At 64.0% G+C, this 26343-nt stretch carries 25 protein-coding genes; 17 read left to right on the top strand and 8 right to left on the bottom strand.

All coding sequences use genetic code 11. The annotated features are described in order from the left end of the window. Nucleotides 1-9: 9 nt before the first annotated feature. Entirely contained in the window at nucleotides 10-1419 is a 1410-nt protein-coding gene (locus BLR29_RS27560) for a cytochrome ubiquinol oxidase subunit I (RefSeq protein ID WP_092141836.1), read from the bottom strand. Between the two features lie 622 nt (nucleotides 1420-2041). Here BLR29_RS27560 and BLR29_RS27555 point away from each other — a divergent pair. Next, a complete protein-coding gene (locus tag BLR29_RS27555; RefSeq protein WP_092141833.1) occupies nucleotides 2042-3247 on the top strand; it encodes a molybdopterin molybdotransferase MoeA in 1206 nt (401 codons plus the stop codon). 51 nt (nucleotides 3248-3298) lie between these two features. Here the strand turns inward: BLR29_RS27555 and BLR29_RS27550 are convergent, their stop codons facing one another. The 3 genes from BLR29_RS27550 to BLR29_RS27545 all read right to left on the bottom strand — a co-directional run bounded on the left by BLR29_RS27550 (nucleotide 3299) and on the right by BLR29_RS27545 (nucleotide 5182). Then, complete coding sequence (locus BLR29_RS27550) at nucleotides 3299-4327, bottom strand: sensor domain-containing diguanylate cyclase (protein ID WP_255371466.1); 1029 nt, start codon at nucleotides 4325-4327, stop codon at nucleotides 3299-3301. Nucleotides 4328-4504: 177 nt separating this feature from the next. Further along, the gene (locus BLR29_RS32590; RefSeq protein WP_176861077.1) at nucleotides 4505-4675 is read right to left on the bottom strand and encodes a hypothetical protein; all 171 of its coding nucleotides are present in this window, start codon (nucleotides 4673-4675) and stop codon (nucleotides 4505-4507) included. A gap of 123 nt (nucleotides 4676-4798) precedes the next feature. Next, nucleotides 4799-5182 carry a hypothetical protein gene (locus tag BLR29_RS27545; protein ID WP_092141830.1) on the bottom strand — a complete coding sequence of 128 codons (384 nt, stop codon included), beginning with the start codon at nucleotides 5180-5182 and terminating at the stop codon, nucleotides 4799-4801. 509 nt (nucleotides 5183-5691) lie between these two features. Between BLR29_RS27545 and BLR29_RS27540 the strand changes: the two genes are divergently transcribed. The 13 genes from BLR29_RS27540 (at nucleotide 5692) to BLR29_RS27480 (ending at nucleotide 19630) form a co-directional block, all read left to right on the top strand. After that, nucleotides 5692-6609, top strand: a complete 918-nt coding sequence (locus BLR29_RS27540) for an efflux RND transporter periplasmic adaptor subunit (protein ID WP_092141827.1) — start codon at nucleotides 5692-5694, stop codon at nucleotides 6607-6609. Continuing rightward, nucleotides 6606-8081 (top strand): efflux transporter outer membrane subunit, encoded by a 1476-nt coding sequence (locus BLR29_RS27535; RefSeq protein ID WP_092141824.1) that lies wholly within the window; start codon nucleotides 6606-6608, stop codon nucleotides 8079-8081. Before BLR29_RS27540 ends, BLR29_RS27535 begins: the two co-directional genes overlap by 4 nt. Before the next feature lie 272 nt (nucleotides 8082-8353). Then, nucleotides 8354-8767 carry a hypothetical protein gene (locus BLR29_RS27530; protein ID WP_092141821.1) on the top strand — a complete coding sequence of 138 codons (414 nt, stop codon included), beginning with the start codon at nucleotides 8354-8356 and terminating at the stop codon, nucleotides 8765-8767. Between the two features lie 239 nt (nucleotides 8768-9006). Then, nucleotides 9007-9873 carry a formate dehydrogenase accessory sulfurtransferase FdhD gene (gene fdhD, locus BLR29_RS27525; protein WP_092141819.1) on the top strand — a complete coding sequence of 289 codons (867 nt, stop codon included), beginning with the start codon at nucleotides 9007-9009 and terminating at the stop codon, nucleotides 9871-9873. A gap of 113 nt (nucleotides 9874-9986) precedes the next feature. Next, nucleotides 9987-10892 (top strand): tyrosine-type recombinase/integrase, encoded by a 906-nt coding sequence (locus BLR29_RS27520; protein ID WP_092141816.1) that lies wholly within the window; start codon nucleotides 9987-9989, stop codon nucleotides 10890-10892. A 268-nt stretch (nucleotides 10893-11160) separates the two neighbouring features. Continuing rightward, the gene (locus BLR29_RS32585; RefSeq protein ID WP_176861076.1) at nucleotides 11161-11595 is read left to right on the top strand and encodes a hypothetical protein; all 435 of its coding nucleotides are present in this window, start codon (nucleotides 11161-11163) and stop codon (nucleotides 11593-11595) included. 165 nt (nucleotides 11596-11760) lie between these two features. After that, a complete protein-coding gene (locus tag BLR29_RS27510) occupies nucleotides 11761-13302 on the top strand; it encodes a DUF3300 domain-containing protein (RefSeq protein WP_092141949.1) in 1542 nt (513 codons plus the stop codon). 34 nt (nucleotides 13303-13336) lie between these two features. Continuing rightward, nucleotides 13337-14242, top strand: coding sequence for a DUF2950 domain-containing protein (locus BLR29_RS27505; RefSeq protein ID WP_092141813.1), 906 nt, complete (start codon nucleotides 13337-13339; stop codon nucleotides 14240-14242). A gap of 86 nt (nucleotides 14243-14328) precedes the next feature. After that, complete coding sequence (locus BLR29_RS27500; RefSeq protein WP_369804724.1) at nucleotides 14329-15453, top strand: AI-2E family transporter; 1125 nt, start codon at nucleotides 14329-14331, stop codon at nucleotides 15451-15453. Between the two features lie 62 nt (nucleotides 15454-15515). After that, nucleotides 15516-16988 carry an efflux transporter outer membrane subunit gene (locus tag BLR29_RS27495; protein WP_369804726.1) on the top strand — a complete coding sequence of 491 codons (1473 nt, stop codon included), beginning with the start codon at nucleotides 15516-15518 and terminating at the stop codon, nucleotides 16986-16988. Then, a complete protein-coding gene (locus BLR29_RS27490) occupies nucleotides 16981-18138 on the top strand; it encodes an HlyD family secretion protein (RefSeq protein WP_092141807.1) in 1158 nt (385 codons plus the stop codon). Before BLR29_RS27495 ends, BLR29_RS27490 begins: the two co-directional genes overlap by 8 nt. Then, on the top strand, nucleotides 18128-19177 hold the full coding sequence (locus tag BLR29_RS27485; RefSeq protein ID WP_092141804.1) for a DUF2955 domain-containing protein: 1050 nt from the start codon (nucleotides 18128-18130) through the stop codon (nucleotides 19175-19177). Before BLR29_RS27490 ends, BLR29_RS27485 begins: the two co-directional genes overlap by 11 nt. 9 nt (nucleotides 19178-19186) lie before the next feature. After that, on the top strand, nucleotides 19187-19630 hold the full coding sequence (locus tag BLR29_RS27480) for an ion channel (protein WP_092141801.1): 444 nt from the start codon (nucleotides 19187-19189) through the stop codon (nucleotides 19628-19630). 22 nt (nucleotides 19631-19652) lie between these two features. On the opposite strand, the gene BLR29_RS27475 is transcribed toward BLR29_RS27480, so the two are convergent. Continuing rightward, entirely contained in the window at nucleotides 19653-20654 is a 1002-nt protein-coding gene (locus BLR29_RS27475) for an AraC family transcriptional regulator (RefSeq protein ID WP_092141798.1), read from the bottom strand. A 190-nt stretch (nucleotides 20655-20844) separates the two neighbouring features. On the opposite strand from BLR29_RS27475, the gene BLR29_RS27470 reads away from it, so the two are divergent. Genes BLR29_RS27470 through BLR29_RS27460 form a run of 3 tightly spaced genes read left to right on the top strand, consistent with a single transcriptional unit; the run spans nucleotide 20845 to nucleotide 24345 of the window. Beyond that, on the top strand, nucleotides 20845-21825 hold the full coding sequence (locus tag BLR29_RS27470; RefSeq protein ID WP_092141943.1) for a quinone oxidoreductase family protein: 981 nt from the start codon (nucleotides 20845-20847) through the stop codon (nucleotides 21823-21825). A gap of 10 nt (nucleotides 21826-21835) precedes the next feature. Then, nucleotides 21836-22684, top strand: coding sequence for a TauD/TfdA dioxygenase family protein (locus BLR29_RS27465; RefSeq protein ID WP_092141795.1), 849 nt, complete (start codon nucleotides 21836-21838; stop codon nucleotides 22682-22684). A 20-nt stretch (nucleotides 22685-22704) separates the two neighbouring features. Further along, on the top strand, nucleotides 22705-24345 hold the full coding sequence (locus tag BLR29_RS27460) for a fatty acid--CoA ligase (protein ID WP_092141792.1): 1641 nt from the start codon (nucleotides 22705-22707) through the stop codon (nucleotides 24343-24345). A 143-nt stretch (nucleotides 24346-24488) separates the two neighbouring features. On the opposite strand, the gene BLR29_RS27455 is transcribed toward BLR29_RS27460, so the two are convergent. The 3 genes from BLR29_RS27455 to BLR29_RS27445 all read right to left on the bottom strand — a co-directional run bounded on the left by BLR29_RS27455 (nucleotide 24489) and on the right by BLR29_RS27445 (nucleotide 26077). Beyond that, nucleotides 24489-25385 carry a hypothetical protein gene (locus BLR29_RS27455; protein ID WP_092141789.1) on the bottom strand — a complete coding sequence of 299 codons (897 nt, stop codon included), beginning with the start codon at nucleotides 25383-25385 and terminating at the stop codon, nucleotides 24489-24491. A gap of 101 nt (nucleotides 25386-25486) precedes the next feature. Then, a complete protein-coding gene (locus BLR29_RS27450; protein ID WP_092141786.1) occupies nucleotides 25487-25717 on the bottom strand; it encodes a YMGG-like glycine zipper-containing protein in 231 nt (76 codons plus the stop codon). 9 nt (nucleotides 25718-25726) lie between these two features. Next, on the bottom strand, nucleotides 25727-26077 hold the full coding sequence (locus BLR29_RS27445) for a hypothetical protein (protein WP_255371465.1): 351 nt from the start codon (nucleotides 26075-26077) through the stop codon (nucleotides 25727-25729). Nucleotides 26078-26343 lie beyond the last annotated feature (266 nt).

Below are 26343 nucleotides of genomic sequence, written 5' to 3'. Positions count from 1 at the left end.
GTCACCTGATTAGTTGTGGGCGCCGCTCAGCGGAGGGACGGTACGCGCGATCGAAACCGGGAGCGGATCAGCGTGCGGATCGGCGTGATCGCCCTCCGCCGGCCCCTTGTTCACCAGCCTGAGCATGTAGCGGATGCCCACGCCGAACACCAGGAAGTACACCACCACGAACAGCGCCAGCGAAATGGCGACCGGACCGAGGTCATGCGCCGACACCGCGTCGCGAGTACGCAGCAGTCCATAGACCACCCACGGTTGACGGCCAATCTCGGTCGTCATCCAGCCGGCCAGCAGCGCCACCAGGCCGCTCGGACCCATCACCACGGCCATGCGCAGGAACGGCTTGGCCCGATAGAGGGCCTCCTTGCGACGCAGCAGGCAGCCCAGCACGCCGTACAGGATCATCAGCACACCCAGGCCCACCATGGCGCGGAACGTGAAGAACAGGATGGTCGAGTTCGGCCGGTCTTCCCTGGGGAAGTCCTTCAGGCCGGGGATCTGTCCATCGAGGCTGTGGGTGAGGATCAGGCTGCCGAGGCGCGGGATCTCGATCGCATAGCGCGTGACCTCGTGCTCCATGTCCGGGATGCCGAAGACGATCAGCGGGAAGCCGCCCTTGTCGCCCGGCTTGGCCGTTTCCCAGTGGCCTTCCATGGCGGCGATCTTCGCGGGCTGGTGCTCAAGCGTGTTGAGGCCGTGGGCGTCGCCGACCACCGCCTGGATCGGCGCAACGATCAGCACCATCCACATTGCCATCGAGAACATTTTGCGCACCGCCGGCGTGTTCTTGCCGCGCAGCAGTTGCCATGCGCCAGCCGCCGCGACGAACAGCGCGGTGGAGAGCATCGCTGCCACGACCATGTGGGCGAGGCGATAGGGGAACGACGGATTGAAGATGACGGCCAGCCAGTCGGTTGGCACGATCTTGCCGTCGATGATCGCGTAGCCCGTCGGCGTCTGCATCCAGCTGTTGGACACGAGAATCCATGTCGCGGAGATCATGGTGCCGAGCGCCACCATCAGCGTCGAGAAGAAATGCAGACCGGGTCCCACGCGATTCCATCCGAACAGCATGACACCAAGGAAGCCCGCTTCCAGGAAGAACGCGGTCAGTACTTCGTATGTGAGCAATGGGCCGGTGATGCCACCTGCAAACTCCGAGAAGAAGCTCCAGTTCGTGCCGAACTCATAGGCCATGACCAGACCGGATACGACACCCATGCCGAAGTTCAGCGCGAAGATCTTGACCCAGAAATCGAACAGCGTCCGGTAGACGGGGTTCTTCGTCATCAGCCATCGCGCCTCAAGGAATGCGAGAAAACTCGCGAGGCCGATCGTGATCGCTGGAAAGATGATGTGAAACGACACTGTGAAGGCGAACTGTATTCGTGCCAGATCCAGTGCGGTAAGTGCGTGCATCGTATGACTCCTCGAAATGACGTCGGTGGCAACGCCGCGTGACGCGATAACGCAGAGTAGGGATTGCAGCAGGTCAGAGGTAGATACAGTTTCGGATGAATCGTGAATACTCAGTTGGTCATCGGGCTGCAGGCGTTGCCTGGAGCCGGTTTCACGCAAAGGACGATATCCGCGCAGTGGATCTGTTCTCCTGAGACAAGTGGGGAACTGTGATGCGTCGGCACGCGGATTGCGCAGGCGCGCGCGGCCAGACATGCGCCTGGCCGCGGATGCGTGGGGGCGAAGGATTCAAATGACAACGATGCGCTTCAACGCATCGGGCGCGCGCAGTGCAATGGGGATCGTTGTGAGAGGGAAGGCGTCGCGGGAAAGGTGGGAAAGGCACCGTGCCAGCTGCCAAGGGGTCTGTAGCCGGCGAGATTGTATTCATCTGTACTCCACGGGAAAACCCGCCTCCGGCCAGACTCATCCTGGCGTCTGAGCGTTCTTGAAGGCTGGCCCCGGTTCGCGTCAGTGATGTCGGTGGAACGTGGGCGCCTTGGCCCGGGAACCGACCCGTGCGCCCCTGCCTGCGCTGTGCGACGGTGCAGGCAGGGGCGCTCAATATCAACGGAGATGCGCGATGCTGAGTTTTGATGAGGCGCAAGCCTTCTTTGCGTCATGTGTTGAGCCGGTCGCCGAAACCGAGCGGATCTGGCTCGGTGGCGCGGCGGGAAGAGTGCTGGCTCAGGATATCGTGGCTTGTGTCGACACTCCGTCCGTCGACAAGAGTGCCATGGACGGCTATGCCATCGCCATGGCGGATTATGTCGACGGGCAGACGTTTCCGATCCAACAGGTTTGCTATGCCGGCATGGCACCCCAGCGGCTCAAGCCCGGCCATGCCATTCGTCTTTTCACGGGATCGGTGATGCCGGACGGCGCCGACACCGTGATACCGGAAGAGGCGGTTCAGAAGGTCGAGGGAGGGGTGCGCCTGTGCGTCGCGCCGGCCCGAGGCGCACACGTGCGGCGCAAAGGCGAGGATGTCAGGTCAGGCGCGTTGCTGATTCGGGCGGGTGCCGTTCTGACATCCGGGCATATCGCCTCGCTCGCATCTCAGGGTATCGATGCGTTGCGGGTGTACCGACTGGTGGAAGTCTCCCTGCTGATCACTGGCGATGAGCTCTCGTTCGAGGATGTCATCCCAGCGTCACATTGCGTGAACGATGTCAACGGGCCGATGCTGGAATCCATGGTGGAGTCGCTTGGTGCGATGGTCGTCAGCCGAAGGCATGTGCGTGACGATGAACAGGACCTGCATGAGGCGATGCTCGAAATGTCTGACGAGGCCGATATCGTCCTGATTACGGGCGGCACGTCGGGCGGGGAGCGGGATCTCGTCGAACCGGCCCTGATTTCGGCCGGTGGGCAACTGCTGTGCCATCAGGTCAATATGAAACCGGGCATGCCAATTGCGCTTGGTCGTCTGCGCGACAAGGCAGTGGTATGCATGCCAGGAAATCCCGCCACCGCATTCACGACGTTTGCGCTGCTGGTCACCCCGATGCTTAGGAGGCTCCAGGGGCGAGGGCAGATCTATCCGCCGGTCAGGTCTGTTCAGACTGAACTGCCAGACACGAGGCGAAGCCAGCGTGATGAATTCTTCCGGGCCTCCGTGTCGGGGCCTGGCACTGGTTTTGATCGTGTGAGAATTCACGCGCAACAAGCGCCCGCGTCGGTTTCGTCGCTAGGCGAAGCCATGGGATTCGTTCGCGTGGGGCCACATGTCGGCACCCGGGCGACAAACACGTTGCCGTTCTACGAACTCGACAGATGGTTGCACTAGGTGGGCACCTGATCGACGATGTAGCTGGCTTGAAGCGTAGCGGCTGGTCAGTCAGAGGATCACGACCCGATTGCGCCCGCCCTCCTTGGCCTTGTACAGGGCACGGTCGGCCGCCGCGAAGGTCGTCTGGCGCGCCAGATCCGTACTCCCGGCGCGGTGCGTCACGGTAGCGCCGACACTGACGGTCACGACGCCAGTCGGCGACCGGCAATGGTCAATCGCCAGCTTCATGACGCTGGCACGCAGTTTTTCCAGTGCGGCTTCGAAGGCCAGGCGCGGCAGGCCGCACAGCAGCAGTCCAAACTCCTCGCCACCCAGGCGTCCCGCAATCATCCTGTGTTCATCGGCAATGGCTTGAAGTACCGATGCCACCTGGCGAAGGCACGCGTCGCCCGCCGGATGTCCATAGGTGTCGTTGTACTGCTTGAACCAGTCGATATCGACCATGACGGCACCCATCGCTTCCCCATCTGCTGCGCCGTCCCAGGTTCGTCGGACGCTTTCCAGCATATGACGCCGGTTGAACAGCTGTGTGAGCGGGTCCGTGGCCGTTGCGGTGCGCAGCCGCAGGTCGTTCTCGATCATTGCGCGCAAGTGCCGGAAGACGTCAATGGGTGCATTTAGCAGGCGTGCCGGCGCCGGATCCATGGCACATAGCGCTCCCACGATCTCACCATCGGGGCCGCGAAGCGGGATGGCGGCATAGGAGCGCACAAAGGGGGCGGCATGCACCAGCGTGCAATCCGCAAAGCGAGCGTCTGTGCTGGCGTCTTCCACGACGAACACCTCGTCACTCTGAATTGCGTAGTTACAGAGCGACCGCTTGCGGGGGATCGGGAAGACGGACAGGCCCACTTCCGCGCGGTAGTGCTGATGTTCGGCGTCGAGCAGCAGTACCGCGGAAACGGACGCGCCGGTCACGCTTTTCAGGATGGCCGTAGCGTGCCGGAAGCACTCCCGCATGACCTGGTCATCGTGCAGCAACCATTCGAGGACTGGAGACTCGGTATGCGCACGCGCGGCTGCCTCTGCAATGGGGGGCTTGCGGTCGATTTGGAGGGGGCTTTTCGTTGAGGACAATTCGCATCCACCAGGGGTGAGATGCACACGTCAACGGATCACGGCAGGAAAACTTGAATCAGGAGCGGTCGTCGCAGGAAACAGGTTCGATTCGGCGATCAGGTTTGGGGTGCGTTTCGACGGGCCCATCGAAAGCGCCGGGGAGCCTTGAAGCCGTTGCAGCGGCCTGCAGGTGATTCAACGCGCAGGCGTTGCAGTGCCGCCATCGGGAAGCACGCACTGGTGCTTCTCGAGCTTGTGTGCGTTGGCGCGGGCGGTCTCGATGACATGCCAGTCCGGGCCGGCGTTCGCGCTGAAACTTGCGCCCATTGTGATTGCTGTGAGCAGCAGGAAAAGTGTTGTCTTCATGTCGAAAGCGTGGGAAGGCGTGAGTAAGTGGATGGTGGCGGTAACGGGAGCCTGTTCCTCAAAGCCCCCTCACCGTCTTGACGGGATTGCTTGTTTCCGCAATCTCCAATCCTGCAAGCCTTGTCAGGCAGCATCGGCGTTATCGGCTGCGGCGCCATGTGACGGGGGCGCGGATACGCCGGTCCGATCCATGCCGGCAAGCTGCAAGGCCGTGCTGCCGTGTGCGCCATCGGTGAACGGGTCGCGCTTGCTCAGGCCGTTGGCGCCGTCCGTGTACGGATCGGGGCGCTTGATGCCGTTTGCGCCATCGGTGTAGGGGTCGGGGCGCTTGATGCCGTTCGCGCCATCCGTATAGGTGTTGAAGCCGGCTTTGTGAAACACATAGCCGTAGCTGTCGGCGCTTGCGTTGTGCTGCACGACGTCTTGCGCATGTACCGGGGCATAGACCAGGACACTGGCGCCCAGGATAACGCTCGAGAGAAAAGTGGAGAGGTCAGCGGCTTTCATGATTTGGATTCCTTTGAATGGTTGTCGCTTGGAACAGTACGGCGACGTTGATGTCTGCGTTCACCACGCCTGCGGTGGCTTCGCTTGCCAGCAGTGCTTGCCTGTGGAGACCATGGTAGGAGAATGACTGGAACGGTTTCGCATACAAAGTTCGCCCATTTGGAGCAGAACAGTTGCGCGGGCCGACTGTGACGCCTGTTCCTCTGCCTTCGCTGGTCGTGTCACTACATGGCATCCGCGTGGTGCGCACGCCGGATTGGTGAAGCGCAACTGATCTGGGCGCCTTTCCCAGATTCTGTATGCCTACGGCGAGCCCTGGATTCTCTACTCTGCGGGATGTGAAGCCGGTATGTCGCGCGCAAGGTCCATCGAGGAATCCACGCATGACGAGGCGGTGGTGTGCGCCAATGTGGGGACGGCATCGTCCCCGACCACAGGATGCACCTCTGCCTGTCTCCTCCCGTGTTCGCTGCCAGTTGCTCATCTTGGTGTTGTGCGTCAGGACAGGTATGAAACAGAAGCCCCTACTACTCGTTCCCGTATTGGTTACGCTCCTCGCGGTGATTTGTGCCGTGCCCGTGGCGCTGCATCTTTGGGATTACTACAAGGCGGCGCCGTGGACGCGCGACGGTCATGTCAGAGCGGATGTCGTCCAGATCTCGCCGGATGTCTCGGGGCTCGTCACGCAAGTGCTCGTGAAAGACAATGCGCAGGTTCATCGCGGGCAACTTCTGTTCATCGTCGACCCCGACCGCTTTACGCTGGCATTGCGCAAAGCCGAAGCGACACTTGCGCAGAAGCGGGCAACGTTGGCGCAGGCCCGCAGGGAACTGGCGCGCAACCGGGCACTGTCAGCCGTGGTGGCGACGGAAGCCACCGAGATGACGCAGGCGAGAGTGGACGAAGGAGAGGCTGAAGCGGCGCAGGCCCTTGCGGCCGTGGATGTCGCGCGTCTCGATCTGGAGCGCTCGCATGTGGTGGCGCCAGTCGATGGATACCTCAATGACCGGCTGCCGCGCGTGGGAGACTACGTGGTCACCGGAAAGCCAGCGCTGTCGATGGTCGACAAGGATGCGCTGTATGTCGAAGGGTATTTCGAAGAGACCAAGCTGGCGCGCATCCACGTCGGCGATGCCGTCGATGTTCGGCTCATGGGCGAGTCCACGATACTTCATGGCGTGGTCCAGAGTCTCTCGGCGGGCATCGAGGACCGAGACCGTAGCGCGGGATCGAACCTGCTGCCGAATGTGAATCCCACCTTCAACTGGGTTCGTCTGGCACAGCGCATCCCTGTACGTGTGGTGTTGCAGGACGTTCCGCAGGAAGTTCGTCTCATCTCGGGCAGAACGGCTTCGGTATGGGTGCGCGAAGCGGGGCACAAGGCGGGCGCCTTGCCTGCGGCAAAACAGGTGGGGGCAGCGCGATGAAACGGAATGCGCTTGGCTTGGCACTCATCGGTAGTGTGTTGCCCATGTTGTTTGCGTGTATGACGGTTGGACCCGACTACAAGGTGCCAGAAAAGGCCTTGGTTCAGGCGCCGGAAGCAAACGCGGGACTGGTCGAAGCCGGTAACACGGCAGCCTCAAGCGAGGCGGTGCCGGATGCGTGGTGGCGGCTGTATGACGACCCGGAAGTGAACGCGCTGGTGCAGCGCGCGCTCGTGGCCAATACGAACCTGCGCGTGGCCGCCGCCAATCTGCAGCGCTCGATTGCCAACTACCACGAGGTCGAGGCCGAGAACCTGGTTCAGGGCAGTATCAATGCCAGCACGGAGCGCACGCAGCTGGCAGGCGAAGCCTTCCTGCTCAAGGAGAAGGTCCCCGTGCTCAACATCGGCAACTACGGGATCGGCGTGTCATATCTTGTCGACCTGTTTGGAAAGCTGGCCCGCGCGGACGAGGCGGCGCTGGCGAATGCCGAGGCGAGCCAGGCAGCGCTGGATGCCGTGCGAGTGGCGGTGGTCGCGCAGACCGTAAAGGCCTATGTCGAAGGTTGCGCGGCCACGGACGAACTGCATGTGGCGGAGCGCCAGTTGGCGCTACAGGAGCGAGCCGTCGATCTGACACGCAAGCTGGTCGTCGCCGGCCGCAGCGAACCCGGTGACCTGGACCAGGCCAATGCGGAGGCCGGTAGCCTGCGCGCGGCGCTGCCGCAATTCAAGGCCAGGAGAGCCGCGGCAGCCTATCGTCTTTCAGTCATGCTGGGTCTGCCTCCTGCGCAGACGGAGTATGTCTGTCATGGGCTACCGACCTTGAGGAAGCCGCTGCCGGTCGGCGACGGCGCGGCGCTACTCAGACGCCGGCCTGACGTGCGCCAGGCAGAGCGCGAGCTGGCGTCTTCCGTGGCGCGCGTCGGCGTCGCTACCGCTGATCTCTTCCCGACCATTCGCCTCGGCGCTTCCGCAGGGGTGACGGGCGTGCTCTCCGACCTGGGCTCGGGGTCCACGGTGCATTGGGGCGTCGGGCCAATGATTACGTGGAATTTCCCGAGCAATGGCGCGATTCCCCACATTCACGGCATGAAGGCCGAGTCCGATGCGGTCCTCGCAAGATTTGACGGCGTGGTACTGAAGGCCCTGGAGGAGACGCGAACCGCGCTGAGTGCCTATGGCTTTGAGCTGGAGCGCAACGCGGGGCTCCGGAAGGCACGTGATGCGGCAGCGGACGCAGCGAGGGAAAAGAGAATCCTGTATGCGGGCGGCAAGGTTTCGTACCTGGTCAGCCTGAATGCCGACCGGTCGCTGGTCAGCCTGGAGCAGACACTTGCGGATTCCGATGCTCAGGTTGCGCTGAAGCAGGTTGCATTGTTCGAGGCGCTTGGCGGTGGATGGGAGAATGCTCCGATGCCAGCTTCGAAACACGCCGTAGACGAAAAGTCTGACTCATCCGGTCATTCTTGAGTGTCTAAGCATCGCTGTCTTTCGACAGTAGTTGGATGGCTTACTTTCGACATGGCAGCGCTGCCAGCGCAGGTGTCTCTCGATGTCGATTGGAGCCGGTTCAACTGCTGACAGGAATAGCAGGGTCTCCGGCTTGCTGACTGTTCCGGCCATCGCCACGGCGAACTGTATCCGTGCTCTGCAGTCGTCTACGGATACAGTCCCGTCATAGGGACTCGCACGGGTAGCCGTGCATGCGGCACGCATGGCATGCAACTTGGCTCGAAAGCGGAATGAAGAAAAAGCGTCAATCGATTAACCTGGATGCGATATCTCCTCCATGCTTGCGCGTGGATCAATGGCTCATGGAGGTCGGTGCAGGGAAGACAACGCTGGCCTTCGAGGATTGGTTCGTACTCAGACTTTCTCGAACTGAAGATGGGGAATCGAGTGGCGGCGCAAAGGGCATCGTCGGCGGTCACTCCATCGTGTTCCATCAAGGACCTGTAGAGTTTGAATTGGCTCACGGCGCCAGCTACACGGTCACGCATCCGCAAAAAGGTATTCGCCACTTCAAGTGCATGCTTGACGGGCATTTCCCGATGATTTCGTTCTATCGCCCGGGCACCTCGCTGCGCTTTCCATGGATAACCATGGCTCGGGTCTTCGTGGCTGACGAGTTGCGGTCATTGACGCGACTTGCATGATCCCTCGTCCATGCGGTGGGGGGTGACAAGGCGACCGAGTCGGCAGGGCGATCGACATCCGCTGCAACTGTTCCGTCGGAGCAATGGCTGGTCTGTAATCTCGTCGGCGCGCCTTCCTATTCTAGTATTCAACCTATCGAGGCCCCGGTGCCTGCGTCGACGTGACCACGCTTCCGTCACATGCAGCGCGCCCGGTGCAGGCCGGTGCCGCATGGCGCGAAGCAGCTGAGAGGTAGGCAATGATGAACGACCCCACCGGCGAGGATCTGACCCCCGACATGACGACGCCGTTGACGCAATGTACGCGCGAAGTGAGGCGATGGCGCGCCGGCGCTGTGTCCGCGGAAGTGGATTGTCTGGCAGAGGAGGTTCCGGTCGCGCTGGAGTACAACGGCATCGCGCATGCGGTCATGTTGGCCACGCCGTCGGACCTTGAGGACTTCGCGATCGGCTTTAGCCTGACCGAAGGCATTGTCGACAGCGCACGCGATATCTACGCGATTGACGTGGAGTCGGGCGCCAACGGCGTGACGCTGAAGGTGCAGCTTGCGACGGGAGCGTTCGTCGCGCTCAAGGTCCGTCGCCGTGCCTTGGCCGGACGCACGGGGTGCGGTTTGTGCGGCACCGAGTCGCTTGACGAGGTGATGCGCACGCCGGCACGGGTGCGCAGTGGCGCGTCGTTCGACCCGGCGGTATTCGATCAAGCATTTATGGCGCTGAGCGCAAGGCAGAACCTGCAGCGCAGCACTGGCGCCACGCATGCTGCCGCATGGATGCGCGCCGACGGACAGTTGATACTGGTGCGCGAGGATGTGGGGCGCCACAACGCGCTCGACAAACTGGCCGGTGCCATGGCTCGCAATAGCATAGACGTGGCGCATGGCGCGGTGCTCGTGACCAGCCGTGCGAGCTACGAAATGGTACTGAAGACCGCGGCACTTGGGGCGGGTGTTCTTGCCGCCGTGTCGGGGCCCACCGCGCTGGCGGGGCGCCTGGCGGAATCGGCCGGACTGACGCTTCTCGGCTTCGTTCGCACCGGCAGCCTCGTTATCTATACCCATCCCCATCGCCTGAGGATTGCGGGCTCACCGCATTCCCCGGCGTAGCACACCTTCCCTATCGCCACCCCACTGCCTGACTGCAGTGGCATTGCGGCTCGCCTTCCGGCGCAGCCGCGAGGACTCTGTTTTTCCTTTTTTGCCTCGGCAGGTCATGCTTTATGAACAATCTGTGGCTCAAGAATCCGTCTCTTGCTTATGCCGACTGGCAAGATCGCCTGTCGACCGACACTGGCACCCGTCGTTTCGCGCGGCAGTCGATCATCCAGCATCGCGCGATGCTGGATCGCTTTCATCGACACCTGGTTGACCACGGCGTGACGCTGGCAGACTTCGAATCGGACCACATCGCAGCCTTCTGGCGTGGTCCCTCGGCAGCGACCTACACACCGAGTACACGCATGCGCTATTTGCATTTGCTGGATCGGCTCTGTCGTCACCTCGTTGAGATCGGCATGCGCGAAACCAACCCTGCAGCCGAGCTTGCACGTGAGGGTAGCTGGTCGAATGACGGATCACCTCCGCTCTTCCTGCCGAAGGCGGTCGATGAACAGCTACAGGACTTCGTCCAGCCACTTCCGGGTGATGACATCCCGCAACTTCGCATGCGGGCCATCCTGGCATTGTTTCTGGGTACCGGCGTCACGGCGGCGGAAGGCCGTGCCGCGGCCCTTCATGACCTTCAGGATTTATCCGCGCATCCCTGCCTCCATGTGCCGGAGCTGGGCGCGAAGGCTGCGCGGTCCGTTCCACTGGAACCGTTCGCCGTTCCCGCCATGGATGCATGGAAGACCGTGCGAGCTTCTCTCCCGATCGCTGGAAATCTGCTCTTCGCGCTGCGGCCGTGCGGCGCGCCGATTACCGACATGAGTCTCGGTAACATCGTGCGCGACGCGTTTGAGGCCATTGCCTACGAGGCCGATGATATGAGTCCACGCATCCTCAGAAACACGTACTGTCGCCGCGCGCTGCTCTCCGGCGTGCCGCGCGACAGCGTCTCCACGCTGCTTGGGCTGACTAGCAATCGCACATGCGATCGCATGATGGCCACGATTCATAGGCAATGACGGGCTGCGTCGCACCTGGGCTCCGCGAGCGCGCTTTGGGCTTTTTCATCGCCTGTGTCGGCTTGCCTCTCCCCGCGACGCGCTGTCGCGCGGGGGATAGAGTTTCTGGAACTGCCCGGTCGTGATCCCCATCCCGGCCTTGTCGTCGATGATCGTCATTTCCTGCCATGCGGTCGGGTTGCCTTCCAGGCCTGGGAAGTCCCTCAATTGCCAGACCCGACCCGTCTGTGTGTCGAGGAGCAGGGGCCCCGCACGGCCCTGAGGACTCATGGCGATTGTGTATCGTCCTGGCCCTGCGATCGCTGGTCTCTCGGCGGCTTGTTGCGGTGCGATGGCGACAGCGGCCTCGCTGCTCCCCGATGCCGCGACCTTGCTGCCGCCGGGAGTGGCCGGTTGCTCGCGGGGACCGCAAGCCGCTAGCAGAAACATCGACAAGTACGATGCGTGGAATGCCGCAAAGCGCATATCTTCCTCCCTCATCTGGCCAGCAACGATCAAATTCGGCGAAACGCACACCGCATTATTGAGTCACCAGACGCAAATTTTTAGCGACTACACGCCATTCTTTGTTGAAACGTTTCGAAATGGCGAAGCCCCCGGGTCTGCATCGCCATGCGACATGGCGGTCGACAAGTATCAGGTAGATCACAGCCAGGATCGGCCAGCCGATACGGCGCGCCCGGCAATCCGGCGATTCCCGTGACTGGACGTGTCTACCCGCGGAAGGCCGCCGGACGCTGCGGAGGATTGGATGGCAGCGCAGTGGCGCCTGGCTTGGCCGATATTGGACCAAGGTGCCATTGCGGACGGTGGCCGTGGCATCTATAAGATCAGCATGATGGCAGCATGCGCCGTCAAGGAGGAGGCCATGACCCTCTGTAGCGCGCGAAGACTCCGCTGGACCGGAGCGTGGATTCTTGCCTGCCTGATCGCGAGCATTGACGGCGCGAGGGCGCAAGGTGCATCCACTCAGCCTCCCGCCCAGCCTTCCACCCAGCCGTCTGGCCAGTCGTCCAGCCAGGCCCAGGCTCCCACGTTCAAGCCCGAGGAAATCGAGGCGCTGGTGGCGCCCATCGCGCTCTACCCGGACTCCGTGCTTGCGCAGTCGCTGATGGCGTCGACCTATCCGCTTGAAGTGGTGCAGGCCGCGCGATGGGTCAAGGCCAATCCCAATGTCAAAGGGGATGCCGCGCTCAAGGCGGTCGAGAGCCAGAGCTGGGACGTCAGCGTGAAGTCGCTGGTGGCCTTTCCGCAGGTGCTGGAGGCGATGAACGACAAGCTCGACTGGACCCAGAAGCTCGGGGACGCCTTCCTGGCGCAGGAAAAGGATGTCCTGGCCGCCGTGCAACGGTTGAGAGCCAAGGCCCGTGACGCGGGCAACCTGAAATCCAACGAGCAGCAGAAAGTCATCGTCGAGCCCGCGCCTGCGCCCGCTGCCGGTGCCGCCCCTGCGCAAGGCACCGGCACCACGCAGACCGTCGTGCGGATCGAACCGACCAATCCGCAGGTCATCTACGTACCGGCCTATAACCCCACCGTGGTGTATGGCGCGTGGAGCTATCCGACGTATCCGCCGTACTACTGGCCGCCATATCCCGCTTATTACCCGGGCGCCGCGTTGATGACCGGCTTCGCCTGGGGGGTCGGGCTCGCCGCCGCCGGGGCGATCTTCGGCGGCTGCAATTGGGGCGGCGGCGACGTCAACGTCAATGTGAATCGCGCCACGAATATCGATCGTAACTTTGACCGGACCAAGGTTCAGGGCGGCGATCGCTGGCAACACGATTCGAGCCATCGTAAGGGCGTGTCTTACCGGGACAACGCCACGCGCGAGAAATTCGGCAACAACGTGGGTGGCGCGGACCGTCGCAATGAGTTCCGGGGGCGTGACGGGGCCGGCGTGAGCGACCGTGCGGGGAATCGCACCGGAGACAGGACGGGAGACCGGGCCGGCGACAGAGCCGGAGACCGTGCGGGTGATCGCGCCGGCAATCGCGCCGGGGATCGATCGGGAGATCGTGCCGGCGTGGCCGACAGGTCGAGCGGGGACCGCGCGGGGAACCGATCGGGCGATCGCGCGAGCGTGGCTGACAGGTCGGGTGGCGACCGGGCGGGCGCCGGCAATCGTGGCGCGGGCGGCGGCGGACGTGATAACGCGTTCCAGGGGGTTGGCGGCGGCGCCAATACCGCGCAGCGCGATTTCGATCGCGGCCGGGCAAGTTCGAGCGCCTCGGGCTTCGGTGGCGGCCAGCATGGTGGTGGCGGAGGCGGCGGCTTCAGCGGCGGCGGCCAGCACGGCGGTGGCGGTGGCTTCAGCGGTGGTGGCGGGCGCGGCGGAGGAGGAGGTGGCTTCGGCGGCGGCGGCGGTGGGCGTGGCGGTGGCGGTGGCCGTGGCGGCGGACGGCGTTGAGCTCAACCACTGACGTATGCGGAAGGGGGCATCCATGCGCGCATTGACACGAACCTGGCGAGCGACCTTCGCGGCCGCCGCATTCCCGCTGTCGCTGGCTTTCGGACTGGCGTCGGCCGCGCATGCGCAGAAGGCGTTCGATTCGCCCGAAGCGGCGATGCAGGCGTTTGGCGATGCGGTGACCACCAGTAACGATGCCGCCATGGATGCATTGCTGGGCTCCGCGTCGCGGCGGGTCATTCCACCGCTGGGCGCCGACCTGCGCTACCGGTTCCTCGCGGCCTGGGGTCGCGCGCACTCGATTCAGGCGGTCGATGCCCGCACCGCGCGGATCGTCGTCGGCGACGACGGATGGACGTTGCCGATTCCGCTGGTCGAGCGCAACAAGCGCTGGTATTTCGACACGCAGGCGGGGATCGCCGAGATCCGCCTGCGGCGTATCGGTCGGAACGAGTTGTCGACGATCCAGACCATGCTCGCGGTCTACGACGCGCAGCGCGAATACGCGCAGACAGACCACGGCGGTAACGGACTGGCGGTCTACGCCAAACGGCTCGTCAGCACGCCGGGCAAACGCGACGGCCTCTTCTGGCCCACCGCGCAAGGCGAGCCGCCCAGCCCGCTGGGCCCGGCCTTTATTGAGGCCGTGGGTCGCAACATCGGCTCCGACGGCTATCACGGCTACCGCTACAAGCTGCTGACGTCGCAAGGACCCGCCGCCGATGGCGGCCAGTATTCCTACCTGGCCAACGGCTATCTCTTCGGCGGCTTTGGCGTGCTCGCCTGGCCGGTGCGATATGGCGATACGGGCATCAAGAGCTTTATCGTCAATCATCAGGGCCAGGTCTATGAGCGCGATCTGGGCAATGACACCAACGCACGCGCGGAGGCGATCGAATCGTTCAACCCCGTGCCCGGCTGGAACAAGGTTTCACCGTAGATCGTCGGGTGGCGCGGGACGTCGTATCCCGCGCCGCCCAGTTGACCCTTTTCCCCATTCGCGAACGCACTCAGGTTCCCGCACCGATGATGCCGCTTGGACGAATCACGCTCCCACTATTCTCCCGCACGCTGATCGATGTGCTGATCCGCTTCGGCCTGATCGCCTTGCTGGCGATGTCCTGCTTCGAGATCTTCAAGCCATTCCTGAGCCTGATCCTGTGGTCGATGATTCTCGCGATCACGTTCTACCCGCTTCAAACGCGCCTGCGAGGCAAGATCTTCTCGAGCGAAGGGCGCACCGCCACGCTGATCATCTTCGTGGCCATCTGCGTCGTTCTCGTGCCGTCCTGCATGCTCGGCATCGCGTTGATCGACTCCGTGGAGCGGGCCATGGACATTGCCCACAGCGGCAACATCCAAATTCCGCCGCCGCCGGAATCGGTGGCGGGCTGGCCGCTGATCGGGCAGAAAGTCTTTGATTTCTGGACGCTTGCCGCCACGGATGTCGCTGCCGTTGCCGAAAGGCTGACGCCCCAGATCAAGGCCACGGCGGTCACATTGCTCGGCGCGATGCGCGGCGTCGGCGCGGGGCTGCTGATCTTTGTCGGCGCATTGATCGTCGCCGGGATCTTCATGGCCTATGGCGAGCTCGGCACCCGCAGCGCGATCCAGATCGCCTCGCGCATTTCAGGGCCGGACCGGGGCCCGCGCCTGACTGCGCTGTGTACCGCCACCGTGCGCGCGGTGGCCCAGGGCGTGGTGGGCATCGCCTTTATCCAGATGCTGCTGATCGGCATCGGCTTTATCGTCAAGGGCGTGCCGGGCGCCGGGGTTCTGGCGCTCGTGGTGCTGTTGCTCGGCATCATGCAGCTTCCCGCCACGCTCATCACGGTGCCGGTCATCATCTATGTCTTTGCGACCGAAGAGGTCAGCGCCATCAATATCATCTTCGCGGTCTACATCTTTATCGCCGGCCTGGCCGATAACGTACTGAAGCCGATGATGCTTGGCCGCGGCGTGGACGTGCCGATGCCGGTGGTGCTGATCGGCGCGCTGGGCGGGATGGTGAGCGGCGGGGTCATCGGCCTGTTCATCGGGCCCGTGGCGCTGGCGGTCGGCTATCAGCTGTTCTGGCAATGGGTCGAGAACCCGCCCCTGCCGGAAAACGAATCGGGGAGCCGTGGCGATAGCGGGGCCGCTGGCGGATAGCGATGCCATCCCCGGTGCGCGCGCATCAGTGCTGGATCGTCATCGCTATCGTGTCCACGGCGATGCTCGGCGGTTGCGCGCACGTGGGGCCGGATTTCCAGCCGCAGCGCGAAGCGTGGAGCGGGCAGTGGACTAGCCCGGCAGTCACGCAGGCCAGCGAATCGCGCGCGCAACCCGAGATGCGGCAGTGGTGGCAGATCTTCGGCGACCCGGTGCTGGAACGGCTGATCGTCGAGGCGGACGCCCATGACGCCGGCGTGATGATCGCCGGACTGCGCGTCATGGAGGCGCGCGCCCAGCTCGGCATGGCATTGGCGGCGCGCTATCCGCAACGCCAGCAGGCGGGTGCGGATGTCATGTATATCCATAGCCGCCAGTCGGGGCCGTCGGCGCAGAGCAGCCGCGTCTGGGAGTACAGCGCCGGCGTCGATATCGGATGGGAGCTGGATTTTTGGGGCCGGTTTGCGCGCGCCATCGAATCCGCCGACGCCGCATACTTTGCCGCCCAGGCCAATCATGAGGACGTGCTGGTGCTGCTGCACGCGCAGCTTGCCAGGACCTACTTCGCGATGCGCACGGCCGAGGCTCGCGTGAACATCGCGCGCGAGAACGCGCGTCTGCAGAAGCGCAGCTACGAGATCACCGAGCGGCTGTTCAAGGCCGGCGAAAGCGACGAGCTCGATCTGCAGCAGGCCAAGACTCAGTATTTCGGCACGCTGAGCGCCATTCCCGAACTGGAGCGGCAGATGGCGTTGGCGCGCAACGCCATCGTTATCCTGATCGGCAGGCCGCCCGGGCCCGTGCCGGAACTGGCCGATGCGCAGGACAAGGAAGGCGTACTGCCGAGGATCGACCGCGCGATCCTGCAGGACGTGCCCGCCAATCTGCTGCTGCGGCGCCCCGATATCCGGGCCGCGGAGTTGCGGATCGCCGCACAGTCGGCGTTGATCGGCGTCGCAAAGGCCGATCTGTATCCGTCGCTGACGCTGCTCGGCAGCATCGGGTGGTCGGCCAGTTCCCTGCCGGGCACCCAGAACGGCCTGCTGCTGGTGGGCGGGCCCAGCCTGCGCTGGAATATCTTCGACTACGGCCGTATCACCAACAACATTCGCGTGCAGGATGCCCGGTTGCAGCAACTGATCGTCAGCTATCAGAACGAGGTACGGCAGGCGGCACGCGAGGCCGATGACGCTGCGAACGGCCTGCTCAAGGCGCTGGAGCGGGAGGACATCCTGCGCGAGGCCGCCCAGGCCGCCAACCGCTCCCTGACCTTGGCCAACGCCTTGTTTCGCGAGGGATATAGCGACTTCCAGCGCGTGCTCGATGCCCAGCGGGCGCTCTTCGCTCAGCAGGACGCCTATCTGGTCAATCGCAGCAGCGCGGTCGATTCCCTGATCGATCTATACAAGGCGCTCGGAGGCGGATGGCATACGGAAGCGCCACTGGTCGATGCGGCGACGCGTCAGCAGATGCAGCAACGTACGGACTGGGGTCGATTGCTGGAAGAGACTCCGGGAGCGGGTGGCCATGAGTGATGCGACGTCGCCCGGGCAGCCCGGGGAGCCTGGCACGCCAACGCCAACGCCAGCGCCTACGCCATCACCAGCGCCTGCCGCGGATGCATCGCGCAGGGGTGTCCGCTGGACCGTCGTGCTGATCCTGGTGAGCCTGCTCTGGTATCTGCTCGCCGACCGCCTCACGCCCTACACGCAACAGGCACGTGTGCAGGCCTTTGTCATCGCGGTGGCGTCGGAGGTGCCGGGACGCGTCACGCGCGTACACGTGCGCAACAACCAGAACGTCGAGGCGGGCGCGCTGTTGTTCGAGGTCGATCCCCAGCACTACCGCATTGCGGTCGACCGCGCGCGCGCCGATCTCGAAGCCACGCGACGCCAGATCGGTGCCAATACCGCCGGCATCGCCTCCGCGCAGGCATCGTTGCGTGCGGCGCAGGCCAACGAACTCAAGGCGCGCCAGGACAGCGAGCGGCTGGAGCGGCTGTATCGCGAGGACCCGGGGACGGTTTCCGTGCGCCGGCTTGAAGTGGCACGGGCCACCCACACGCAGGCCATCAGCCAGACCGCCGCCGCGCGTGCCGAGGTGGATCGGGCGCGGGAGCAGCAGGGTGGCAGCGACGAAGACAATGCGAAGCTGCGCAGCGCCGCCGCGGCGCTGGAAAAGGCCGAGCTGGATCTTGCCAACGCGCAGGTACGCGCGCGCACGGCGGGCCTGATCACGGATCTGCGCACGGAAGCCGGGCAATACGCCGCAGCCGGCAATCCGGTCATGACGCTGATCGCCATCCACGATGTCTGGATTACCGCCGACATGACCGAGAACAACCTTGGCCATGTCGAACCGGGCACGCCGGTGGCGATCGTGCTCGATACCTTGCCTGGCAAGGTGCTGCAGGGAAAGGTGCGCAGCATCGGCTTTGGCGTCAGTGCGGGGCAGGCGCCGCCGCCCGGCAGCCTGCCGACGGTGCAGAACAGTCGCGACTGGTTGCGGCCAGCCCAGCGATTTCCCGTGGTGATCGAGATCGACCCCGGGCAACTGCGCACGCTGCGGGGTATCCGTGTCGGCGGACAGGCGGAGGTTATGGCGTTTCCGCTGACAGGCAACCCGCTTAATCCACTGGGTCGCCTGTTCGTGCATCTGATGAGCTGGCTGTCCTATGTCTACTGAGGCCACCATCGCCAGCGCCGCCGCGCGGCGCGACCACCGCGCCCGCCGCGCGCTACGGCTGGCGCTTGGCACTGCGCTCAGCCTGACCATCAGCTTCGGTTTCCAGTGGCCGATTCCGATGGTGGCGCCCGTGCTGGCCGTGTTCCTGTTCGCCTCGCTCGATCGCCCCGTGACGGCCAAAGCGGCATTGGCGATGGCGGTGCTGGTGGCGCTGACCACCGCGAGCGGTTTGCTGCTGGTCCCGTTCCTGCTGTATGCATCACTGAGCGGTGTGCTGATGGCGGGGCTGGCACTGTTCCTTGCGTTCCGCTACGGCTTGCGTGGCGGCAACAACCTGGTGGCCACGTTCCTTGCGGCAGGCATCGCGCTGATCCCGGTGGCCGGCACCCTGGATACGGGCCTGGCGCTCAGCGTGATCGGCGCGCTGGCCAGGGGCTTGCTGCTCGGCGCGCTGGCGCTCAATGTCTGCCACTGGCTGATCCCGGATCGGGACGCGTCCCCGCCCGCCGCGCGTCCTGCGGTCAGTGCGCACGATGCCGACCGCATGGCGTGGCGCGCGACGCTGGTCGTCATGCCGGCATTCCTGCTGGCCCTGACCGATCCCGCCAGCTACCTGCCGATCATCATGAAAGCGGTCAGCCTTGGCAGGCAGAGTTGCACGACGGCACGCAGCGCCGCAATGGAACTGCTCGGCTCCACGTTGCTGGGCGGGTTGCTGGCCATCGTTTTCTGGTTTGCACTCGGCCTGTTTGTTCACCTCTGGATGTTCTTTCTGTGGACGCTGCTGTTCGCGCTGGTCATCGCGCGCAGGCTCTACGCCATCCGGCCGACGCGCGCGACGCCGGGCTTCTGGCTCAACAGCCTCGTCACGCTGATCATCCTGCTGGGACAGTCCGTCGAGGACAGCGCGGCAGGCAAGGACGTCTACCGCGCCTTTGCCATCCGGATGGGGCTGTTTATCGGCGTGTCGCTGTATGCCGTGGTGATGCTGCGCTGGCTGGATCGGCGACGCACTGCACCGGTGGGTGCATCAACCTGAGGGGCGGCAATGGGACATCAATTGTTGGTCGCCATCCCGGTCATGCTGCTGTGCCTGCTGCTGCAGGGGATCGCCGTGGCCATCTGTCTGCGCCACTACGCGGGCTTTCGCGCTCGCTGGGAGGGGCGCGAGCCGCTCTGGATGGATATTTCGCTGCTGATGATCGTCATGCTGCTCGCGCTGGCGTGCAACTTCGCGCAGATGATGGTCTGGGCCGGGCTGTTCATGGTGCTTGGCGAGTTCGACAGCTTCGCGAGCGCGCTCTATCACTCGGCCGTCAATTTCGCGACGCTGGGTTACGGCGATATCGTGATGTCCGCGCGCTGGCGCATGCTCGGGCCGATAGAGGCCGCGCACGGCATCCTGATGTTCGGCCAGTCGACGGCACTGCTGACTGCCGCCGTGCTCGACGTCATCAAGAGCAACATGGCCCGCGTGCAGGGCCACAGCTGACTGCGGGCAGCGATGGCACGCGTCAGTGACCGGTGCCGTGGTGCCGCCGCCAGACCACCGGTGCCTCGCCAAACTGCGTCGAGAACCAGCGCGTGAAGGAGCTGGCCGACCCGTAGCCGAGCAGCTCGGCCACGCGCAGCAACGAATACGACGTGTTGCTCACATAGCGCAGCGCCAGTTCGCGCCGTACGTCATTCAGGATATCGGTAAAGGTCTCGTTGGACGCGTCGAGCTGGCGCTGCATCGTGCGCAGGCTCAGGCCGAGTCCCTGCGCCACGGCCTCGCTGGTGGCCCGCCCCATCGGCAACAACAGCATGACCGCGTTGCGCACCTCGCGACCGATCGATGGCTCGTTGACACGCGGCAGTGTTTCGACAAGCCGCTGGGCGTGCCGCGCCATCGCCGGATCGCCGGTCGGGTTCGGCGCGTCGAGATCGGCAGCCAGGCAGGAGATCCCGTTGAACTCCTGGCGGAACTCGACCGGGCAGCCAAACAGGCGGCGGTACACCTGCAGGTCGGGCGGCGCGGCATGCGTGAAACTGACGCTGAGCGGCCGCCAGTTCGGCCCGAGCAGCGCCCGGCAAAGGCGGAAGATCACGCCGATGGCCAGCTCCGTGCCTTGCCGGGATGGCATATTCAGCACCACCTCCTGGCGAATCAGCACGATCTTGCCCATATCCTCCAGCAGGGTCGCCACGGACTCATTGACCAGGTGACGGTAGCGGATGCTCGTCTCGAGCGCGCTGCGTAGCGTCGGCTGCTGGCTGATCAGCAGGCTCATGACGCCGTAATCCGACAACTGCCGCGATTCGGCCATGCGCAGGCCGAAGGTCTGGCACCCCGATGCCTCGGCCGCCGCTTCCAGCAATCTCGCGCAGGCCTCGGCCGGCACACGTTGTTCAGGATCGGCCAGCATCGCCCGGGTCAACCCCACCTTTTGCAGCAATGGCTGTGGATTCAGCTTCAGCGCTTCCGCCACCTCGAAGAAGTTCGTCAGGGCGGCCGCTCGCAGCAGCGTTCTCAATCTTGTCTCCGCTTTTGTTATGTACGCGGCGCATCCAGTGCGCCGCGTGATGGTGCGGAAGATGATAGGCGGCGCTGGCATGAAATGCAAAGTCGGATGTGGCTATTGCAAAGCGGAAAGGTGCCTGACGCCCTAAATTTGCAGTCATGGCGGCACGCGTCGTGCCGCAGCAAATCCAGGAGACAAGATGATGGCCAAGGCAGTGCGCATGTATGAAACCGGCGGACCGGAGGTGCTTCGCTACGAAGACGTGGAAGTGGGAAATCCCGGTCCGGGCGAGGTTCGCATCCGCCACGTGGCAGTCGGCCTGAACTACGCCGATACCTATTTCCGTAACGGCACCTATCCGGTACCGATGCCCGCCGGCATGGGCGTGGAAGCATCTGGCGTGGTGCAGGCCATCGGCGCTGGCGTGACCAATGTAGCGGTGGGAGATCGCGTGACCTACACGGGCTTCCTGAATACGCTGGGTGCCTATAGCACCGAGCGCCTGGTGCCGGCCGCGCCGCTGATCCGCCTGCCCGAGACCATCGGCTTCGAGACCGCCGCGGCCATGACCATGCGCGGGCTGACCTCGGCCTACCTGATGCGTCGTATCCACTCGTTCAAGCGCGGCGATACGATTCTGCTGCACGCCGCCGCGGGTGGCGTCGGGCTGATCGTGTCGCAATGGGCGAAGCTGCTGGGCCTGAACGTGATCGGCACGGTGTCGTCCGAGGCCAAGGGCGAGGTGGCGCGCGCGCACGGTTGCGATCACGTCATCAACTACAGCCATGAGGACGTGGCCCGCCGCGTGCGCGAGCTGACCGATGGCGTGGGCGTCTCGGTGGTGTTCGACAGCGTGGGCAAAAGCACTTTCATGGCGTCGCTCGATTCGCTCAAGCGTCGCGGGCTGCTGGTATGCGTGGGTACTGCATCGGGACCGATTCCCCCGTTCGATCCCGTGCTGCTGGCGATGAAGGGATCGGTGTACGTCACGCGCCCGGCGCTGGCCGATTACATCGCCGACCCGGCGGAAAAGGCCGAACTGGCTGGCGAGCTGTTCGACCACGTGGGCTCCGGCCGCATCCGCATCGAGATCAATCAGCGCTATGCGCTGGAAGACGCCGTGCAGGCGCATCGCGACCTCGAATCGCGCAAGACCACCGGCTCGTCGATCTTTGTTCTCTGAGGACCACGTCATGCAAGTCAAACTACTGACCCACTCAATCGGCGCTGAACTCGTCGGCGTGAATCTGGCCGAGGCCATCGACAACGACGACCTGTTCGGCAACATCCGCAACCTGCTGCTGAAGCACCGCGTGCTGTGCCTGCGCGACCAGACATTCAGCCGCGCCGAGCACGTCGCGTTTGCGCGCCGCTTCGGCGAGCTGGAGGATCATCCGGTTGCCGGCAGCGATCCCGAGCATCCCGGCCTGGTCCGCATCTACAAGTCGCCCGACCAGCCGAACGACCGCTACGAAAACGCATGGCACTCCGACACCACGTGGCGTGAAGCCCCGCAGTTCGGCGCCGTGCTGCGCTGCGTGGAGTGCCCGCCGGTGGGCGGGGACACGATGTGGGCGAACATGGCGCTCGCCTACGAAAACCTGCCCGATCACATCAAGGTGCAAATCGCCGACCTGCGCGCGCGCCACAGCATCGAAGCCAGCTTCGGCGCGGCGATGCCGATCGAAAAGCGGCTCGCGCTCAAGGCGATGTATCCCGATGCCGAGCACCCGGTGGTGCGCACGCATCCGGACACCGGCGAGAAGATCCTCTACGTCAATGCGTTCACCACGCATTTCACGAACTTCCACACGGCGTCGCGCGTGCGATTCGGCCAGGACGCCAATCCCGGCGCGTCGGATCTGCTGCGCTATCTGGTCTCCCAGGTGTACATCCCCGAGTACCAGGTACGCTGGCGCTGGCAGCCGGGCAGTGTGGCGATCTGGGACAACACCGCCACCCAACACTACGCGGTGATGGACTATCCGCCATGCCATCGCAAGATGGAGCGCGCCGGCATCATCGGCACCGTGCCGTACTGATCGATTATCCAGGAAGAAACATGGAGCAAAACCTGATTGAGCCGACGCCTTCGGCTTACGCCTATCCGCTGCTGGTCAAGCAGTTGCTGACCAATGCGATGAGCCTCTATGGCGACCAGGAGATCACCTATCGCGGCGAGATGCGCTATACGTACCGAACCTTCCGCGAGCGCGTGGGCCGGCTGGCTTCCGCGCTGACCCGGCTCGACGTGCGCCACGGTTCCACCGTTGCGGTGATGGACTGGGACAGCCATCGCTACCTGGAGTGCTACTTCGGCGTGCCGATGATGGGCGCCACCCTCTTCACGGTGAACGTCCGCCTGTCGCCGCAGCAGATCCTCTACACACTCAATGATGCGGGCGCTGACGTGGTGCTCGTGCATCCGGACTTCGTGCCGGTGCTCGAACAGATCCGTGGCGATCTCACTTGCTCGCCACGCTTCGTGCTGATGGCCGACGGCCAGCCGGCACCGGATAGCGCCATCCCGTTTGCCGGCGAGTACGAGGCGTTGCTTGGTGACGCGTCAGCGGACTTCGATTTTCCCGAGTTCGACGAACGCACGAAAGCGGCGACGTTCTACACCACCGGTACCACGGGAGATCCCAAGGGCGTCTGCTACAGCCATCGCGACATCGTGCTGCACACGCTGACTACCGCGACGAGTCTGTGCTCGCCGCGCGAAGGCCAGCGCATGCACCGCGAGGACGTGTATATGCCGATCACGCCGATGTTCCACGTCATGGCGTGGGGCATGCCGTATGTGGCGATCATGCTCGGCCTGCGCACGGTACTGCCCGGTCGCTACCAGCCGGACTTGCTGCTGAAGCTGCGCGACGCCGAGAAGGTTTCGTTCTCGCACTGCGTGCCGACCATCCTCCAGATGCTGCTGCAGGCTGCGGAGACGGGCGGACAGGACCTGTCGGGCTGGAAGATGATCATCGGTGGTTCGGCCCTGCCGCCTTCGCTCTGCGAGGCAGCGCTGACACGTGGCATCGACATCTTCGCGGGCTATGGCATGTCGGAAACGGGGCCGATCGTCGCGCTGGCCCAGATTCCCCCGGGCGTCGTGCCCGCGAGTCGCCAGGAAGAGGTCCGTATGCGTTGTTCCACGGGGCGGCCCGTCACGCTGGTCGACTTCCGCATCGTTGACACGGATATGGGCGATCTTCCGCGCGATCGCCAGAGCCAGGGCGAGATCGTTCTGCGCGCGCCGTACCTGACGCGCGGGTATTTCCGGAAGCCGGAAGCGTCCGAGGAGCTCTGGGCCGGTGGCTACCTGCACACGCAGGACGTGGCCGTGATGGGCAAGGATGGCTTCGTGCAGATCGTCGATCGACTCAAGGATGTGATCAAGACCGGCGGCGAATGGGTGTCGTCGATCGAGATCGAACATCTCGTGACCCGTGTGCCGGGCGTGCTGGAATGCGCGGTGATCGGCGTGCCCGATGCCCGCTGGGGCGAACGGCCGATGGCGTTCGTGGTGCGCAAGGACGGCGCCGAGGTTGGCGCGGACCAGATCCGTGCACAACTGCTGGACCAGGTGGCGGCGCAGCGCCTGAGCAAGTTCGCGGTGCCCGAGGCTGACCGTATCGCCTTCGTGGCGGAAATTCCGAAGACCAGCGTCGGGAAGATCGACAAGAAGCGACTGCGGAACCGATAAGCAGCCAGAGGCAGTGTGAATGTGAAAGCGGCCCATATCGGCTAGCCGCTGACAACATTCGTTGAAACGCAAAACGGGACCCGTCTTTCCGATGGGGCCCGTTTTTTTTACCAGCAAACAAAGGGTTCTGCGCTGGAGGGAATTCAGAAGCGAAACGCGACACTCAGCATGGGGCCCTTCAGGGTAAGCCTTTGAACCAGGTCGCCGCTACCGAGTTGGTACGTCAGGTAGCGATAAATCAGTTGTATATCCCCCCACTTTGCCGCATAGGCGGCGCCTCCGGACGCTTGCACCGTATATCTGGAAGAGCCGGTCCCGACGTCGAGGTAATACGGCACATACCATCTGTCATTGCCTCCGACGCGTATTCGCCCACGAACGCCAATGATGCCGTCCACAATATTTGCTGTCTGCGACAGGCTTCCCTGCGTCGCCAGCGTCGCGCCTTGTTGCGTGAACGTGGCAGATAGCGCCCAGTTCGCGTTGGCACTCAGGTTCAGGTATCTAAGCCCACCGAGCGGCTCGACCGTTCCCCATTGCGCCCGCAGCGCGGTATAGACCCCGGCAAGTCCGAACAGCCCCCCGCTCAGGCTGCTGCCTGTATTGGTTGCCAACTCGCGCGGGATGGCAATCGCGGCGCCGTTCCCTGCGCCGACGGAATTGAGGGTGGTTTGCTGGTGGCTGAAGTCAAGGTATGCCGCATCGGCCACGATGGCCCAGTCCCCTTTGCTGGCTTCGGCCTGCAGCATCAGAAGGAACTGCAAATTCTGCAGATAACTGTCCGGCCCTGTTCCGAGGTCAAGTCTGCCGCCCCCGGTGGATGAGTTGCCGGAGAAGCTCAGGGCTCCACTCACGTTGGGTAACCAGAGGTACGGCGCAATTGCAAATTTCCAGCCGTTCGCATCCGGCGATTCGGCGTGTCCCGGGCCGGTAGCAATTGCAAGGAGGATGGCGACGCCGAGACGCTTCCCGCCGAGGCCTGCAAGAGGCGCCTTGATATTGCCCCAATCGAAGCGACTACCTCGTTGCACCGCCTTCATGGTTCACGCCTTCGCTCTGCCATATGGTTGTCGCCCACGTGGAGCGCGATATCGCGCGTCGAGGTGGAGCACTGCAGTCGAGTGGCGCCCGGCAGGGCGATTTACCACTGCTGCTGCTTGCTTCCCTTGATGTTGCCCGCTACGCCGCCGGCTACGGCGCCGATCGCCGCGCCAGTCCAGCCACTACCTCCGGCAATGGCCGCGATGCCCGCACCCGCTGCGGCACCGATGCCGGCACCGGTCACGGTGCCTTGCTGCTGCGGCGTCATATTCGTGCATCCTGCAGCGCCAGCGGCGACCAGCACCGCACCAATCAGTTGGAGTCGTTTCATGGCGTCACCTTACTTCTTGGTCTGCAGACCGGGAACAACCATTTCGAACCAGATCGTTTCAATGACCGGCCGCTGCAACTGGTCAGGATGTGCCGCGTACCAGCGATCCAGGCCCTGGCGCACGGAGTCGAGCGAATGGCCCTTGAGCCCCCTTGCAAAGCGGGGAACGATGCTCTGCCCATCGGGCGGCGGCTTGCCTTCGTGATAGGCGATATCAACCTGAAGCACGTTGGCAATGCCTACAAGGTAGGCTTTTTTTGTCAGTTCAGAGGAGTCTGTCCACTGCTTGCCGGTAATCAGCGGGATTTCATCGGCGCGGGAGCCAATCGCCAATGTTAGTGTCATGAGTGCCGTAGCCATCACTGCGAGCCGGCTTAGTCTTCTCGCCATTGCGGTCCCCCTCAGCGTTGCGGTTATCCCACGCAGCAGTGCGTCTGTTCATAGTAGTCGCTATTCCGGCATATGGGACCGCTGGGCGTGCCGCGGCGGTGCCGCGCTCCCAGGCCTTGGCAGGCTCACGGCAACCCGGCGCAGACGCGCGAGATGCTGGCAAAAGGACTGCCGACGAATTCGTCAGCACGCCCCGTATCGGGGCGTTTCTTCTTTGCGCTCGGCATGGGCGCACT

It is taken from the genome of Cupriavidus sp. YR651, from assembly GCF_900101625.1.
Taxonomy (GTDB): domain Bacteria; phylum Pseudomonadota; class Gammaproteobacteria; order Burkholderiales; family Burkholderiaceae; genus Cupriavidus.
The sequence above is the reverse complement of the archived record's forward strand: the minus strand, read 5'-3'. Positions and strand labels throughout refer to the sequence as shown.